We start from the raw sequence: 13,082 nt of genomic DNA, 5'->3' as shown, positions 1-13,082 counted from the left end.
CTCAGACCCTCTCTGCGAGCAGCCGGGCAGCCTGGTCGGCCACCTCGTCGTCGACAACCAGTTCGAACCGCTGGGGACGCATGAAGGCCACCGACGCAAAGTCCCGGCGACCTCCCTGGAGCGCGTAGACGATCACCGCGATGACCGCTCCGATCACCGCTCCGATGAGCAGTCCGTAGAGGGCGAGCAGAAGCGCGCTCACCAACGGATCGGCCCAGCCGAAGAGTCCGAAGATCCAGCCGAGCAGCGCGCCCGGGACGGCACCGCTCACCGCACCCCGCCAGGCGGCAGTGGGATAGTCCAGCTTTCCGGTCACCTGCTCGACGGTCTGCAGGTCCTGGCCGAGGATGGCGACCCGCTCGACCGGGAAGTCGAGGTCGGCGAGCCGGTCGACCGCACGCTCGGCGTCGGCGTAGCTGGTGTAGGAGGCGACGGTCCGCCGGGCCGAGCGAGCCGAGGCGTCGGGGTTACCGGGAGACCACGGGGGGACAGCGCCGCCCCCTCGGGAGCCGGTCGGGTTCGCGTCGTGTCGAGCTGACGAAGTCATGAGTCACTCCCCGTTCAGCCGCGTGCTGCGCAGCCCACGCGCCCCGACGGACAGAGTCCGTTCGGCGAGCCGGTCGAGTTCCCGGAACGGGTCGAACCGCATCAGAGCCACGGACTGTTCCTCCTGTCGCATTGACGTCAACGGAGATCTCTCGATCGCGCGGTGGCCACGTCGAAGGTCCCGCCGCACTGTGCCGTCTACGGTCGACGTTCGTGCCGACGACGGCAATCGGTCGTTCTACCGATGGGGCGGCACGCGGTGGGGCCGGAGCAGTCCGTGGCGGCGTGCTCCAGCCGGGATGGGCAGTGCTGCCGATGGACGGATCGACGTGGGCACGGTGCCGTGAGCCGCGGCGGCCCGCAGCTGGCCGAACCGTCGCCGTGCGGCCCCGCTGATCGATCCCACCGGCTGCACCGGCCGAGGAGGCATGGACGGGCATGCGATGACCGTCCAGAAGAGTCCGGCGGGTGCACCCCCCGGCGTGCCCCTATGGGGACTTGCCCAGGCGCCCGCGCTGCTGCAGCACGAACAGCAACCCCATGGACGGCACCACGAGGACCAGCGCCGCGGCGGCGACCACGGTCAAGGCGGACAGCGTGGGTAACGGGGCAGCGGCGGCAGCGATCGGCAGGTGGGTGCCCAGCAGGTAGGGGTACTGCGCGACCCCCAGCCCAGGGTGACCGTCGCCGCGCAGCAGGTCGACGGCGTAGACGCCGGCGACGACGAAGCCGGCGACCATGTAGCCGGCCAACAGCATGTGCAGCGCCTCGAACCAGAAGGCTCCGTTGAAGGAGACCTGCAGGGGGTGCACGGCGACCACGTGCCCGCTGCGCAGCACCCACTCCGACCGGCTCGTTGATCCACCCGTTCGCGGCGACCACCGAGCACCCCCGATTGCGGCGCCCGACGAGGTGCTCCGGAGCCTTCGGGCCATCCCACCGGTCGACTACTGCAGCCGCGCGGAGTCGTGCGCCCGGTGCGAGTGGACCCAGCCCCGGGGCGCTCCTTCGGCCTGGCCGCCGAGCAGGCGCGGATGGACGCACCCCTCCGCGCGTCGCCGAGCACATGCGCACTCCCCGCGGAGACCGGGTCACGGGCGCGCGACGCCGAGCCGAGTGACCGGATTCTCCGGTCGGAGGCCCGGAACCGCCGCGCGTAGTCAGGTGCGCGGCGCGAGTTCGTAGACCGGTCCCAGGTCGGTGGGGCTGGTGTCAGGAACCTCGCGCAGGATCTTCGGCTCGCTGTGCAGGAGCCGGTGAACGGCCGTGCGGGTCGCCTCCGGGCTCAGCCCGGCCTGACGGGCGATGTCCTGCAGATGGGGCGCGCCTGCGCCGACCTCCCGCTCGGCGACGGCGCGGTACACGGCGGCATCCGCTCCTGACAGATCCTCTGCACGCATGGCATCTCCTCCGTCGGCCGCCACGGCGGCGTCGATCAGCTACACGACGATCGGTCGAGAGCTACCCGATTGCACGCCGGATGACGCCCCCGACGGCATCGGCAGAAGCACCCATCTACGGCGCGGTGTGGGGGGCGCTGAGCGAGGGCCGGCGTGACCGAGGGGTCTCACTCGCCCCCGAGGATGTGCATCCGCGAATACAGGTGGTGCCGGGCGAGCTCGTCGAGGAAGGACCGGCAACGCCCCACGAAGAACGCGAAGTGGTCGAGCCCGTGTGAGTATGTGCAGCGACGACGCGGGATCCTGGGCGCATAGGTGGAAGAGGAACGGAAGCGATGGGGGTCCTCGTCCACCGCGACCACCTGCTGCTGCAGGTCCTGCGGGTAGGAGGCGCCGCCCAGGACCACATGCCGCTCACGTACAGCACGGTGACGTGTGCGGCCCGTAGGCACGAGCTGTTGTAAGCGAGGGCGTCGAGGTCGAGGAGGTACACCAGCCCAGCCGGACCACATGAGCACCGTCCACATACCGAAGACGGCGGCCACGGCCAGGGGCCGACCGAGGTCAGCAGGCCGGGACGCCGCACCGCCCGGACGACCGCCCGCGCCGCCGTCCACGCCGCCGCACCCGTGATCCACGTGCCCCCGAGTCGTGGGGTGCAGGACGGTGGTGACCGCATCCACGGCGACCAGAAGGACCAGGAGCAGACCCGCAGCGTCGGCCGCCATGCCCATGTGCGCTACCCGCCCCGGCGCTCGGTCACAGGTTGGTCAGCAGGCTGACAGCGACGGCGATCACCACGGTCCCGAACAGGTAGGACAGGAGCGCGTGTCCCAGGCCGACCTTGCGAAGCTGCGTGGTCGCCAGCCGGGTCTCGGAAACGGCGAACGTCATGCCGACGGTGAACGCGACGTAAGCAAGATCGCTGTAAACCGGCGGCTCGTCCTGGTGGAACTCGATGCCGCCGTCGTTGCCCGCGTAGTAGAGCCGCGCGTACTTGAGGGCGAAGACCGTGTTCACCAGCGCCCAGGACAGAATCGCGTCGACGACGGCGAGGACGACGGCCGCGACCGCGACCGCGTCGTCCCGTCCGGCAGGTGCCGACGGCCTGGAGAACCGCGACCAGGCTGGCCACGGCCGCGACGAGAACCGCCGTGTCCGTGACGTGGGACCGTCCCTCTTCCTCCGCCAAGCGCTTGGTGCCTCGCTGGTCCTGCGGCCAGCCGATGCGCCAGACCCATCCCAGTACGACCGACACGGCAACAGCCCAGCCGACGAGGACCGCCAGCCAGGCCAGGCCGAGGCAGGGCCAGGGCCAGGGCCAGGGCCAGGGCCAGGGCCAGGGCCAGGGCCAGGGCCAGGGCCAGGGCGACCGAAGCCGCGGTGCCCGCGGCGAGCGACACCGCCAGGCGACGCCAGGAGATGATCCGCCGTTCCGGTTCCCCTCCTGCCGTCCGGGTCCCGCTCGCGGCGGGAGCACCGTGGCCACCCGGGCCACCCCCACCCGACGCAGGCGGCTCAGGAGGACGCGGCACGACCACCCGCCAGAGCGTCCGCACCAGCGAACTCCTGAACGATGCGCTCGCAGAAGGCGGGCAGGTCGTCGGTCGCTCGACGCGCACCCGGCACATTCGTGACCCTGGCCTGACGGGGTCCGTCGTAGACGACTGCTTCACGCCGCCTCCCTGTGGCTGCCGGTCCTCGGGGCGGCCCGAGCATCGGCGCCGTGGCGATGCCGGGCGCGATCCATCCGACGCCAGGCGTACACGCTGCGGTATCGGCAGACATGCCTATTCCGGGTCGCGGTGGCGCGGATCGGTCGCTCTGCCGATGTCGGACGCCGGAACATGCCCTCACCCTGGACGTCCGAGGCACGGACGCTCATGGCGGACCGGCGACGACGGCGCACCGCCGATTCGCACACGTGGCGCACGAGGAGGAGGACCAGGACATGATGCCCGTCTGCTTGTCAGTGGAGGAACCGGCCGCGCCGGCGCAGCGCTTCGACGTCCTCGCCGAGCTCGACGAGCTGCAGGCGCGGGCCCGGTCGGCGGAGGACAGGGCGGCCAACTTGGAGCGCGCGCTAGCCACCAACCGTCGGATCGGCATCGCGATCGGCATCCTGATGGCCCGGCGCCAGCTCACGGACGACCAGGCCATCGCGACCCTCAAGGCACAAAGCCAGCACCGCAATGTGAAGGTGCAAGAGCTGGCCGAGGCGGTGATCTACGCGGGGACGCTCTGAGAGCGTTTCCGGCGCATGATGGCGGGCGCCGGGCCGCACCGGATGCTTTGCACGGTCTCACAGCGCGGGAGCTCGAGCTACTGGCTGATCGTGGAGGGTTGCTCGAACAGGCAGATCGCGCGCACCCTCGCCATCTCCCGACGAACAGGGACGGCCCACGTGGAGCACACCCTGGCCGAGCTGCCAGCACCGACGCGAACCCCACGCCGCTGTCCGCGCCGAACGTGCAGGGTGGTGCGTCCCACCACGGACGGGAGAGGAACGATGAGCGGGAGAGCACCGGAGCTGGCTGACCTGCGTCTGGAGTCCGGGCGGCTCGCCGCCTCGTCTGCGACCATGCAGGAACGGGCTGCGGTGATCCTGCAGCAGCTCGGGCGGATCCTGGCCTTCGACGCCAGCTGGCTCGCAGTACGCGACCCCGAGCAGCACCGTCACGTCCCGCTGGCCACCACGGGCGCGGCCGAGCCTCTCCGTGACTACTTCAGTCGTCCGGAGGCCGACGAGGAGGTGGAGATGCTGGGCCTCAGCCGGGGTCGGCCGCCGATGCTGGCCAGCGAGATCTCGAGCTCGCTGTCCGAGGTCCGCGCGTGGGCCGACCACCTGCTCCCGGCGGGTTTCCGCCAGGGCCTCGCAGCCGGGCTGTTCACAACGGAGGGGCGGCACGTCGGCTTCCTCAGCCTGCTCTCCGCCGATCGGTCGCGGCCGAGCCAGGCTGACCTAAGGGTCGTCGCGGCCGTCACCACGGTGATCGCCGATGACCTGGACCGCACCCGGGACATCGCCGAGACCGCCCGGATCGTCGCGAGTGCCAGCGCCGGCGTCGTCCTCACCCGCGCAGGCGACGTCCTGCCGCTGCCAGGTCTCCCCGACGACCGCCTGCTGGCGCCGGGCTCACCGATCCTCACAGTCGCCGTGGACGAGTTGGCCGCGAGCGGGGCGTACATCTCGTTCCTCGCCCCTACCGGCACCGGTTGCGAGCAGCTGATCCGGGTCATCGCGCTCGACTTCGCCCGCCCCGACCTCGATCACCTCTACGCCGCGGTGCTCCTGCGCCCAACGGGCGACCTGTACGGCCTCTCTGTTCTGGACCTCCGGGTCCTGGGCCTCCTGGTCGAGGGCGTCACCGACATCCCGACCCTCGCGCAGTCACTCCACGTGGCCGCGGAGGCGGTGGCGGACTCCCTGGGGCGATGCCTGGTCGCCCTGCGGACCAGCGACCTCACGGCGGCAACAGTGCGCGCTCTGCGCGGCGGAATACGCATCCCGCCCGCAGTGACGGGAGCGACCTGAGCCGGTCCGGCGCGGACGGGAACCGGCCGCTTCGCCGATGGTCGTCGGCCGATCAGTCGGCTGTCGTTGAAGACAGCAACCGCCCGGTGGGCGTTCCCGTCGCGACCACCGACCACGGCCCGTTCGACGCCACGCTGAACGCTATCGATCGCTCCTTGCATGACGTCCCGGTGATCGCCATCTCGCACTCCCAGGCCTCGACCGCGGACGACGTCCGCATCGCCGCTGTGATCCATCACGGCATCGACATCTCGGCCGTGCCGGAGGGCCGAAGGCGCGGCGGGTTCGCCGCTTCCTCGGCGGATGAGCCCGGACGAGGGTCCGCGGGCAGCGGCGCCGATCGCCCGCGCCGCCGGCGTACCCCTGACGATGAGGTCCGCGAGCCCGCCCAGCGAGAGTGCTTCGATGCCGAGGTCAAGCCGCACCTCTGCTCGGGGCGTGGAGTACGTCGGCGAACTCGGCGAGCGGGACAAGCTCGAGCTGGACCCCGTCCACCAGCGTCTCATCACCGGTCACCTCCACGCTGACGCGGTCGGCCCCGAGGGCCACCCCCTCGACCCGGAGCGGGGCGAAGGCCGGGGGCAGCACGGGGTCGACCCACAGCCGCTCCCGAGGAGGCTCCGGGTCGAACCGCAGCAATGTCCGGACGAGCTGGACCGGGGTGGCCGAGGCCCACGCCTGCGGCGAGCAGGAGGTCGGGTAGGGCACCGGCTCGGGGAACTCACCACGGTCGCGCCGCGCGCGGCGGACATTCCGGGTTTCGGCTCGACAGAGTCCCCCCGGCACCCCGCATGGCTCGGCCCGATCGTCGACGATCAACCCGCGACTCCCGCCCGCCGCGCATCTCGGCGCACGGCTGCTCGGACACCCGCCCGGCACCGAGCTCGACGCCAGGGCCGCGGAGGCAGTGGCGATGTCGGCGCTGGTGGTCGGCCAGGACGCCGAGCGGCGAGGCCTCGGACGGCGCCGACGGGCCGTGGCGGATCGCGCCAAAGCCGGCGCCGGGACCGGTGCCGCACCGGCGATCCACATCTGGCCTGGAGTCGCCGATGAGCTTTGCTGCTCCTTCTCCTCGCGGGCTCGTACTGTCCTGCTCGAGTCAGAACGATCTCGTCCGTCCCGATGGCGGGCAGGACAAGTGGCGCTGCTGCGGCCGGCAGCCCTTGCGGGTCCTTGACTACTCGGAAGGGCGGGGCGACTGTTGTGATGTGGGTCACCACATGCGCAGGAGGCAAGGATGCCGCTGGTCCCCAGGCTCAGGCGGCGCTCGGGCATATGCGCGAGGTCGGCCGGCGACCCTTCCAGCACCTGACGGTCCAGGAGGCTCGCCAGACTGCATGGGCGTTCGTCGACCTGCAGGGGGCTCGCCGGTGCCGGCTGGATCAGGGCAGTCGGCTCGACGACGAGATCACGACGGATTTCCGTGCGCGACGTCCGCTTCCGGTCAATCAACACCAGCTTCGTGGTGAAGGAGCAAGACCATGAGCACGACACCTGATGTCGTCGAGGAATTCGACGTCCTCGTGATCGGGGCCGGTTTCGCCGGCATCTACCAACTCGACCGGCTGCGCAGCCTCGGTCACTCCGTGAAGATCCTGGAGGCCGGCCCTGAACTCGGCGGGATCTGGTACTGGAACTGCTACCCGGGTGCCCGGGTCGACACCGAGGGCCCGATCTACCAGTTCTCCCGCGACGATCTGTGGAGGGACTGGGAGTTCACGGAGCTCTACCCCGGCTGGAACGAGGTTCGCGACTACTTCGCCTACCTCGACCGCAAGCTCGACATCAGCAAGGACGTCCGGTTCAACACCCGGGTCACGGCGGCGCACTTCCACAGCGGCCACAACCAATGGGTGGTGCGCGCGTCGGACGGCACGACCATGCGCTGCACCTACCTCGTGGCCTGCCTCGGGTTCGCCTCGAAGCCGTACATCCCGCAGATCCCCGGCCTGGCCCAGGACACTTTCGAGGGACGCTGGCATCACACGGCCCTGTGGCCGCAAGAGGGGCTGGACTTCACCGGCAGGCGGGTCGCCGTCATCGGGACCGGGGCGAGCGGCGTCCAGGTCGTCCAGGAAGGCGCCGGCGAGGCCGCACAGCTGACGCTCTTCCAGCGCACGCCGAACCTGGCGCTCCCGATGGGTCAGCGCAAGCTCGGCCCGACCGACCAGGCGGCCATCAAGGCCACGCTCCCCGAGCGGTTCGAGTCCCGCGGTCAGACGTTCGCGGGCTTCGATTTCGACTTCGAGCCCCGGAATGCGACCGACGTGAGCCAGGAGGAGCGCACCGCCGAGTACGAGCGACTCTGGCAGGCCGGTGGCTTCCGCTTCTGGCTCGCGACCTTCCAGGACACGCTGTTCGACCCGAAGTCGAACGAGTACGCCTACGCATTCTGGCGGGACAAGGTGCGTGCGCGGATCACCGACGCAGCGATGCGGGAGAAGCTCGCGCCGACCACGCCACCGCACCCGTTCGGGGTCAAGCGCCCCTCCCTCGAGCAGCACTACTACGAGGCGTTCAACCAGGACAACGTGGCACTCGTCGACCTCAACGACACGCCGATCCAGTCGGTCACCGAGCGCGGCATCCTGACGGCGGACGGGATCGAGCACGAGTTCGACATCATCGTGCTCGCCACCGGGTTCGACGCCGTCAGCGGCGGGCTCACCGCGATCGACATCCGGGGCGCCGACGGCTCGCTGCTGCGCGACAAGTGGGCCCCCGGGGTGCGCACCCACCTCGGCATGGCCACGGCAGGGTTCCCAAACCTGCTGTTCGCCTATGGCCCACAGAGCCCCTCGGGCTTCTGCAACGGCCCGACCTGCGCGGAGATCCAGGGCGAGATGATCGTCGAGACCCTCGAGCACATGCTGAGCAACGGCCACCGGCGCATCGAAGCGACCCCGGAGGCCGAGGAGGAATGGACCCACCACGTGGCCGAGTTGGTCGCGCCCACGCTCTTCCTCCACGCCAAGTCCTGGTACGTGGGCGCGAACATCCCCGGCAAGGCAGTCCAGATGCTCAACTACCCGGGCGGTCTCCCGCTCTACCGGGCGAAGTACGCAGAGGCGAAGGCGAACGACTACGCCGGATTCCAGGTCTCCTGAGCAGCAGCCGACCGGGCGGCCCCGCGGCGGCCGTCCGGATCGCCTCTGCGCGGGCCCGGGCGCCCTGAAGACGCGGACGCGCCCCGCACGGGCTTCACAGGACATGCCCTGGTCTGGGCTGGGACCGCGGCGTCGCCGCCAAGGCCCTCACCCCCACCTCTCAACCCGAGTTAGCTACCGCCGCAGATCGAGTTGATCATCCCGCTGGCGCCGACCGCAAGGTCGTCGAGCCCTCTTTGTCCATCGAACATCTGGTCTGGGTATCTGCTTAACTGCAGTAGTCTGATCTCGTGAGCGGCGGCGGTCAGGCCCACCCTGTGGCGGGGGAGGATTATCCGCGTACCTATCAGCAGCTCCAGGACTGGTTCCGTGATGACGCGGCATGCCTGGATTACCTCGCTCGGCTGCGCTGGCCGGCGGGCTTCACGTGTCCGGTGTGTGGAGGCGGCGAGTCCTGGCGCACGAAGCAGGGGCTGTGGATGTGTCGGGCCTGCGGGCGGAAGACCTCGGTGACCGCGGGGACGATCTTCCATCGAACCCGGACGCCGTTGTCGACGTGGTTCGCCGCGATCTGGTTCATCACCTCGCAGAAGAACGGCGTCTCCGCCCAAGGGCTGCAACGGGTGCTGGGTTTCGGCTCCTACGAGACCGCCTGGGCATGGATGCATAAGCTGCGCCGGGCCATGGTCCGCCCGGACCGCGACCTGCTCAGCGGGGTCGTCGAGCTCGACGAGACCTTTGTCGGAGGCCGCTCGACCGGCCGGATCGGCGCCAGCAGCGACAAGGTGCCGATCATGGTCGCGGTCGAACGCGATGGGCCGCGGCGGCTGGGCCGGGTCCGGTTCCAGGTCGCCGCCGCCCCGAACACCCTCGAGCTGGTCGAGTTCGCGACCGCGACCATCGCTCCCGGCTCCACGGTACGCACCGACGGCGCCCGCATGCTGCGCCGCCTTGCCGATCTGGGCTACACCCACGAATACGTCGACGGCTACCGGGCGCCCGACCCGGCCGCGGTCCTCCCCGGGGTGCACATGGTCGCCTCGCTACTCAAGCGATGGCTGATCGGCACCCTGCACTACGGCGTCGACCGCGCCCAACTGCCCTACTACCTCGACGAATACGCCTTCCGCTTCAACCGGCGCAGCTCCACCAGTCGAGGTCTGCTCTTCTACCGGCTACTCCAACAAGCCGTGCACACCGACCCGCAGCCGCTGCCCACACTGGTACGACCGTTCTACCAGGCCGACTGCAGTTAAGCAGATACCCAGAACATCTGGGCGAACTGGCGACCCGACACGCCGAGCGAACTTCCTGCTTCCGAGCAGGGATCATCATGCCGCGGCGATCCTTGACTCTGCTGGCCTTACAGCGTAGGCCCTACCGACCGAGCCCCTCCTCAGCGACATTGTTCCGCAGCTGGATGACGACCTGCGTGGCGGTGGTCGCGCCGAGCGCCGTGAACACGACCAGCGGGACTGTGCCGAGCAGAACGCGATGGTGTACCAGCGCTTGCGGCCGACTTGTCGATGTAGAGCGCGCAGATGATTGAGGCTACGACGCCGACGGCGGAGGTGATCCAGCCGTAGAGCAGGCTGGTCTGCAGGGGCAGTTCGAACACCTGGCTGTAGTGCGTGGGCAGCCACGCGACCAGGCCGTTGTTGATCACGTATGCGGCGATCCAGAGCACCCAGGTCATCAGGGTGCGCTTGAGGTACATGCCGCGGAACATCTCCCGCCAGTCCGAGCGCGCGGTGGCGTGCGGGTCGATCGGACGGACGACCGGTTCGGGCAGCGGGGCCAGGCCAGCCCGGCGCCCAAGCGGGCAAAAGCACTAAGGCGCTCGCCCAGCAACTGGAGGTGACTGGATAGCGGATTGTAAGTGGATCCAGTCACGTGTTGGGCATATACCCAGCCGATTTTGTATTGTGACGCCTTGTCGATCAAATAGTCGACATGCTCTGCGTTCGGCGCCGTGTGGCCTATAATCGCGAGCCGGCTAGCCGCTGTCGATGCGGCGCCCGTTGGCGTAAGCGTTGCCCTGTCCCTCACCCAGCCCGGTGGCGGCCAGTTCCCGTCAAAAGTAGGAGGACTATTAGGATTGTCAGAATGAACTGACCCCTCTTGAATCACGACGACAGCCGGATTCGTTCGCTCCATGAACTCCTCAGGGGGGATGGTCCCCGGGTTGAGGACGACGATTGCACCGGAATAACGGTCGCGCACTTGCTGCACGAGCGTAGCGGCATGGTCCACATGGTCCGGAAGTATCTGGTCAATAAAGATTCCGGCGACTCCATATGTGGCGAACCACCTGTCGACGTCACCCATTATGTCTGTGGTCCTCGGGCAAAGAGGCGGCTCGTCCTTGGTATTGTCGTAGCAGTCATGCACGTAACCCAAGATTGAAGCGCACACTCCCTTTAGTTTTTCAATGACTCTTTCGTAGTCGGGGTTTGCCGCAACGAAGTGACCATCGCCATGGTTAATCACTACGATCAGTTGGCCTGACGTCAATAACCCACCAACATTCGTGAGAGTATCCCAAGCCTCATCTCCTTCGCTCGGGTAATCATACGCTGGAACCAGCAGGCCAGACGGTTGATTCGGCATCTCAGCTCCCGACACTGGCACTGGAAGTTCTTTATGCCTCCAACAAGTAAGGCCGGATTTGTGTTCAATAAACGCTCAACGTCATCCCGCGCTTTGCACCATGGTCCTGCGACCACGCACACGAGCAATACGTAGTCCTGCGTACCTCGCGCACGAGCGGCCTCCAGCTCGCTTGCCTTGCGGCGGCGTCGGGGGAGCCAGTTCATGGGCGGTGCTCATCGGGGAGGCGGGTGATCAGTGACAGCTCGGCTCCCGGGCCAGTCCTCAGTCGAAGAAACGCGGCATGTCGTGACTTCACCGCCTGCGGCAGTGGCCTGCCGGGTGGCGCGAGGGATTTGATCGCCCCCTCCCCCCTGGCCGGTGGGGGCCTGGGGGAGTGGGGGCTGGGGGCTCGGCAGGGGCACGACAGGGGGCTCTGTGTTGGCCTCTGCCGTATCTGCACATTTGCCCAGCCCGTGCTGAACCACAACGTTGGCCCGGCCCGACATCGCTCGGTGCAACTTACTGGGCCGTGCGGACCAACCTTGTTGAACAAGGTTTGGCGCGCTTCTAACGTCGGGTGTTGTTGGCCGGGTGCACCGTCAGTCGCGCGATGGGGTGCCTGGGGACCCGGTGATGGGAAGGCAGGGGCTCCCCGTGCGCACCGATGCTCTCGGCTCGGACGAATCGGACGGCTACAACCAGGTCCGGCTCGGGCCGGCCGGTCGCTCGGTCGCAGGAGGCGACCGCTTGGTGGGGCTGACGTTCCCGGACCTGGCGCGCATGGAGCTGGACCAGGCGCTGCATCAAATGGCCGCGTTGACCTGGCCAGCCCGGTTCTGTAGACCTGGCGAGCGCGGCCGCGCATGGCCGCTTTGGGGGCGGGATGGCCGATAGGCCGCACGACGCGCTGCAGCGAGTACAGGAAGCCCAGGTACGGACGGTCGAGCTGCGCGAGCAGCTCAGCGACCTTTTGCGCGAGCTCAGCGCCTCCTACGGCGAGGAAGCCCGACAGCGCGAGCAGCGGGCGGACAACCGTCGGTATCCGGTTCAGTTCGACCACCGCACCACAGCCAAGTCTTGGCGGGCGCTGGCCGACACGGCGTCTCTGACTGCCCGTAGATGGGAGGAAACCCGGAGCACGGGCGAAGCCACTCCCACGTGCCCCCGCTGCTCCGAACCCGTGCCGCGAGAGGTCCTGCTGGAGTTGGCGCTCGGCGCTGCGTCGGCGGCGGAGTGCCCGCGATGTGGAGGTCATGCCGAACTCGCCCTACGACCTGCCAATGCCGAGCGGGGCGCAGCGCCTGCCGATGAAGTGTCTAACGCCATCGCGGACGAAGACCTGCGCATCGCCAACGGCCTCAACGACGTGGTTGTGGCCAAGCTCTTCGCAGCGGGCCTACGCCTCAACGGCGCGCTCTCTCTGACCACAGGGACGGCCCGCCAGCGGCTGACGGAGGCTATCGACGAGGTGGACGAGAGCATCGTCGCGATCCGGAACGTCGCTTTCGGACTCACGAGAAACCGCGAGCGAGACATATAGCGCCCGGCCTGCGACCGGACCCGTCGACCAGCGGTTCTGTCGGACATGGTACCGGGCCCGTCGGACAGACCGTCGCGGACGCGCCCGGGGTGCCGCGTGGCCCTGGCCCCTGACCCCTGGGCCCCCGGGCCCCCTCGGTGCCCGGCCCCCCTGTGGTGGGGCCCCGGTGTTATAGAGGCGGTGGCCTGCCTGGTGGCGCCAGGGATCTGGTCGCCCCTTTCTCCCTGGGCGGTGGGGCCTGGGGGTGGGGGTCGGGTGGCGGCACCCGGGGCGGCATGCGGTGGCGGACCGGGCCGTACAGGGCACGCTGTGTTGGAACGAGGGCGTTGCGCACGCGCGTCGACGCGCACGGTCATCCTTGC

The 13,082-nt window shown here is 69.1% G+C and carries 13 protein-coding genes and 1 pseudogene; 6 read left to right on the top strand and 8 right to left on the bottom strand.

What is annotated here, in order from left to right:
• Position 1: 1 nt before the first annotated feature.
• The 3 genes from AB0B41_RS11505 to AB0B41_RS11495 all read right to left on the bottom strand — a co-directional run bounded on the left by AB0B41_RS11505 (position 2) and on the right by AB0B41_RS11495 (position 1,946).
• Positions 2–547 carry a general stress protein gene (locus tag AB0B41_RS11505; RefSeq protein ID WP_358201709.1) on the bottom strand — a complete coding sequence of 182 codons (546 nt, stop codon included), beginning with the start codon at positions 545–547 and terminating at the stop codon, positions 2–4.
• 487 nt (positions 548–1,034) lie between these two features.
• Positions 1,035–1,385, bottom strand: coding sequence for a cytochrome ubiquinol oxidase subunit I (locus AB0B41_RS11500; protein WP_358201707.1), 351 nt, complete (start codon positions 1,383–1,385; stop codon positions 1,035–1,037).
• Positions 1,386–1,706: 321 nt separating this feature from the next.
• On the bottom strand, positions 1,707–1,946 hold the full coding sequence (locus AB0B41_RS11495) for a hypothetical protein (protein WP_358201705.1): 240 nt from the start codon (positions 1,944–1,946) through the stop codon (positions 1,707–1,709).
• Between the two features lie 335 nt (positions 1,947–2,281).
• Between AB0B41_RS11495 and AB0B41_RS11490 the strand changes: the two genes are divergently transcribed.
• The gene (locus AB0B41_RS11490) at positions 2,282–2,410 is read left to right on the top strand and encodes a hypothetical protein (protein ID WP_358201703.1); all 129 of its coding nucleotides are present in this window, start codon (positions 2,282–2,284) and stop codon (positions 2,408–2,410) included.
• Between the two features lie 295 nt (positions 2,411–2,705).
• Here AB0B41_RS11490 and AB0B41_RS11485 read toward each other — a convergent pair whose 3' ends face one another.
• Positions 2,706–3,209, bottom strand: a complete 504-nt coding sequence (locus AB0B41_RS11485) for a DUF1345 domain-containing protein (protein WP_358201701.1) — start codon at positions 3,207–3,209, stop codon at positions 2,706–2,708.
• A pseudogene (locus AB0B41_RS11480) lies at positions 3,103–3,426 on the bottom strand (hypothetical protein); the annotation flags it as partial. The pseudogene AB0B41_RS11480 and the gene AB0B41_RS11485, both read right to left, overlap by 107 nt.
• A gap of 444 nt (positions 3,427–3,870) precedes the next feature.
• Here AB0B41_RS11480 and AB0B41_RS11475 point away from each other — a divergent pair.
• Positions 3,871–4,191 (top strand): ANTAR domain-containing protein, encoded by a 321-nt coding sequence (locus AB0B41_RS11475; RefSeq protein WP_358201698.1) that lies wholly within the window; start codon positions 3,871–3,873, stop codon positions 4,189–4,191.
• A 264-nt stretch (positions 4,192–4,455) separates the two neighbouring features.
• On the top strand, positions 4,456–5,481 hold the full coding sequence (locus AB0B41_RS11470) for a hypothetical protein (RefSeq protein WP_358201696.1): 1,026 nt from the start codon (positions 4,456–4,458) through the stop codon (positions 5,479–5,481).
• A 414-nt stretch (positions 5,482–5,895) separates the two neighbouring features.
• Here the strand turns inward: AB0B41_RS11470 and AB0B41_RS11465 are convergent, their stop codons facing one another.
• Positions 5,896–6,189: a hypothetical protein gene (locus AB0B41_RS11465; protein ID WP_358201694.1), complete on the bottom strand. Its 294-nt coding sequence runs from the start codon at positions 6,187–6,189 to the stop codon at positions 5,896–5,898.
• A 773-nt stretch (positions 6,190–6,962) separates the two neighbouring features.
• On the opposite strand from AB0B41_RS11465, the gene AB0B41_RS11460 reads away from it, so the two are divergent.
• On the top strand, positions 6,963–8,588 hold the full coding sequence (locus AB0B41_RS11460) for an NAD(P)/FAD-dependent oxidoreductase (RefSeq protein WP_358201692.1): 1,626 nt from the start codon (positions 6,963–6,965) through the stop codon (positions 8,586–8,588).
• A 317-nt stretch (positions 8,589–8,905) separates the two neighbouring features.
• A complete protein-coding gene (locus tag AB0B41_RS11455; protein WP_358201823.1) occupies positions 8,906–9,844 on the top strand; it encodes an IS1595 family transposase in 939 nt (312 codons plus the stop codon).
• A gap of 140 nt (positions 9,845–9,984) precedes the next feature.
• Here the strand turns inward: AB0B41_RS11455 and AB0B41_RS11450 are convergent, their stop codons facing one another.
• Positions 9,985–10,305: a hypothetical protein gene (locus AB0B41_RS11450; protein ID WP_358201689.1), complete on the bottom strand. Its 321-nt coding sequence runs from the start codon at positions 10,303–10,305 to the stop codon at positions 9,985–9,987.
• Positions 10,284–11,198: a spherulation-specific family 4 protein gene (locus AB0B41_RS11445; protein ID WP_358201687.1), complete on the bottom strand. Its 915-nt coding sequence runs from the start codon at positions 11,196–11,198 to the stop codon at positions 10,284–10,286. Before AB0B41_RS11445 ends, AB0B41_RS11450 begins: the two co-directional genes overlap by 22 nt.
• Before the next feature lie 865 nt (positions 11,199–12,063).
• Here AB0B41_RS11445 and AB0B41_RS11440 point away from each other — a divergent pair.
• Positions 12,064–12,720 carry a hypothetical protein gene (locus AB0B41_RS11440; RefSeq protein WP_358201684.1) on the top strand — a complete coding sequence of 219 codons (657 nt, stop codon included), beginning with the start codon at positions 12,064–12,066 and terminating at the stop codon, positions 12,718–12,720.
• Positions 12,721–13,082: the final 362 nt, after the last annotated feature.

The sequence above is a fragment of the Pseudonocardia sp. NPDC049154 genome, from assembly GCF_040648315.1.
GTDB lineage: Bacteria > Actinomycetota > Actinomycetes > Mycobacteriales > Pseudonocardiaceae > Pseudonocardia.
Note: the sequence above shows the minus strand (reverse complement) of the source record. Positions and strands in the feature narration are given on the sequence as shown.

Coding starts and splice junctions, on each gene's coding strand:
- AB0B41_RS11440 (WP_358201684.1), top strand. CDS start 12,064: ATGGCCGATAGGCCGCACGACGCGCTGCAGCGAGTACAGGAAGCCCAG.
- AB0B41_RS11445 (WP_358201687.1), bottom strand. CDS start 11,198: ATGCCGAATCAACCGTCTGGCCTGCTGGTTCCAGCGTATGATTACCCG.
- AB0B41_RS11470 (WP_358201696.1), top strand. CDS start 4,456: ATGAGCGGGAGAGCACCGGAGCTGGCTGACCTGCGTCTGGAGTCCGGG.
- AB0B41_RS11450 (WP_358201689.1), bottom strand. CDS start 10,305: ATGTACCTCAAGCGCACCCTGATGACCTGGGTGCTCTGGATCGCCGCA.
- AB0B41_RS11490 (WP_358201703.1), top strand. CDS start 2,282: ATGGGGGTCCTCGTCCACCGCGACCACCTGCTGCTGCAGGTCCTGCGG.
- AB0B41_RS11505 (WP_358201709.1), bottom strand. CDS start 547: ATGACTTCGTCAGCTCGACACGACGCGAACCCGACCGGCTCCCGAGGG.
- AB0B41_RS11460 (WP_358201692.1), top strand. CDS start 6,963: ATGAGCACGACACCTGATGTCGTCGAGGAATTCGACGTCCTCGTGATC.
- AB0B41_RS11495 (WP_358201705.1), bottom strand. CDS start 1,946: ATGCGTGCAGAGGATCTGTCAGGAGCGGATGCCGCCGTGTACCGCGCC.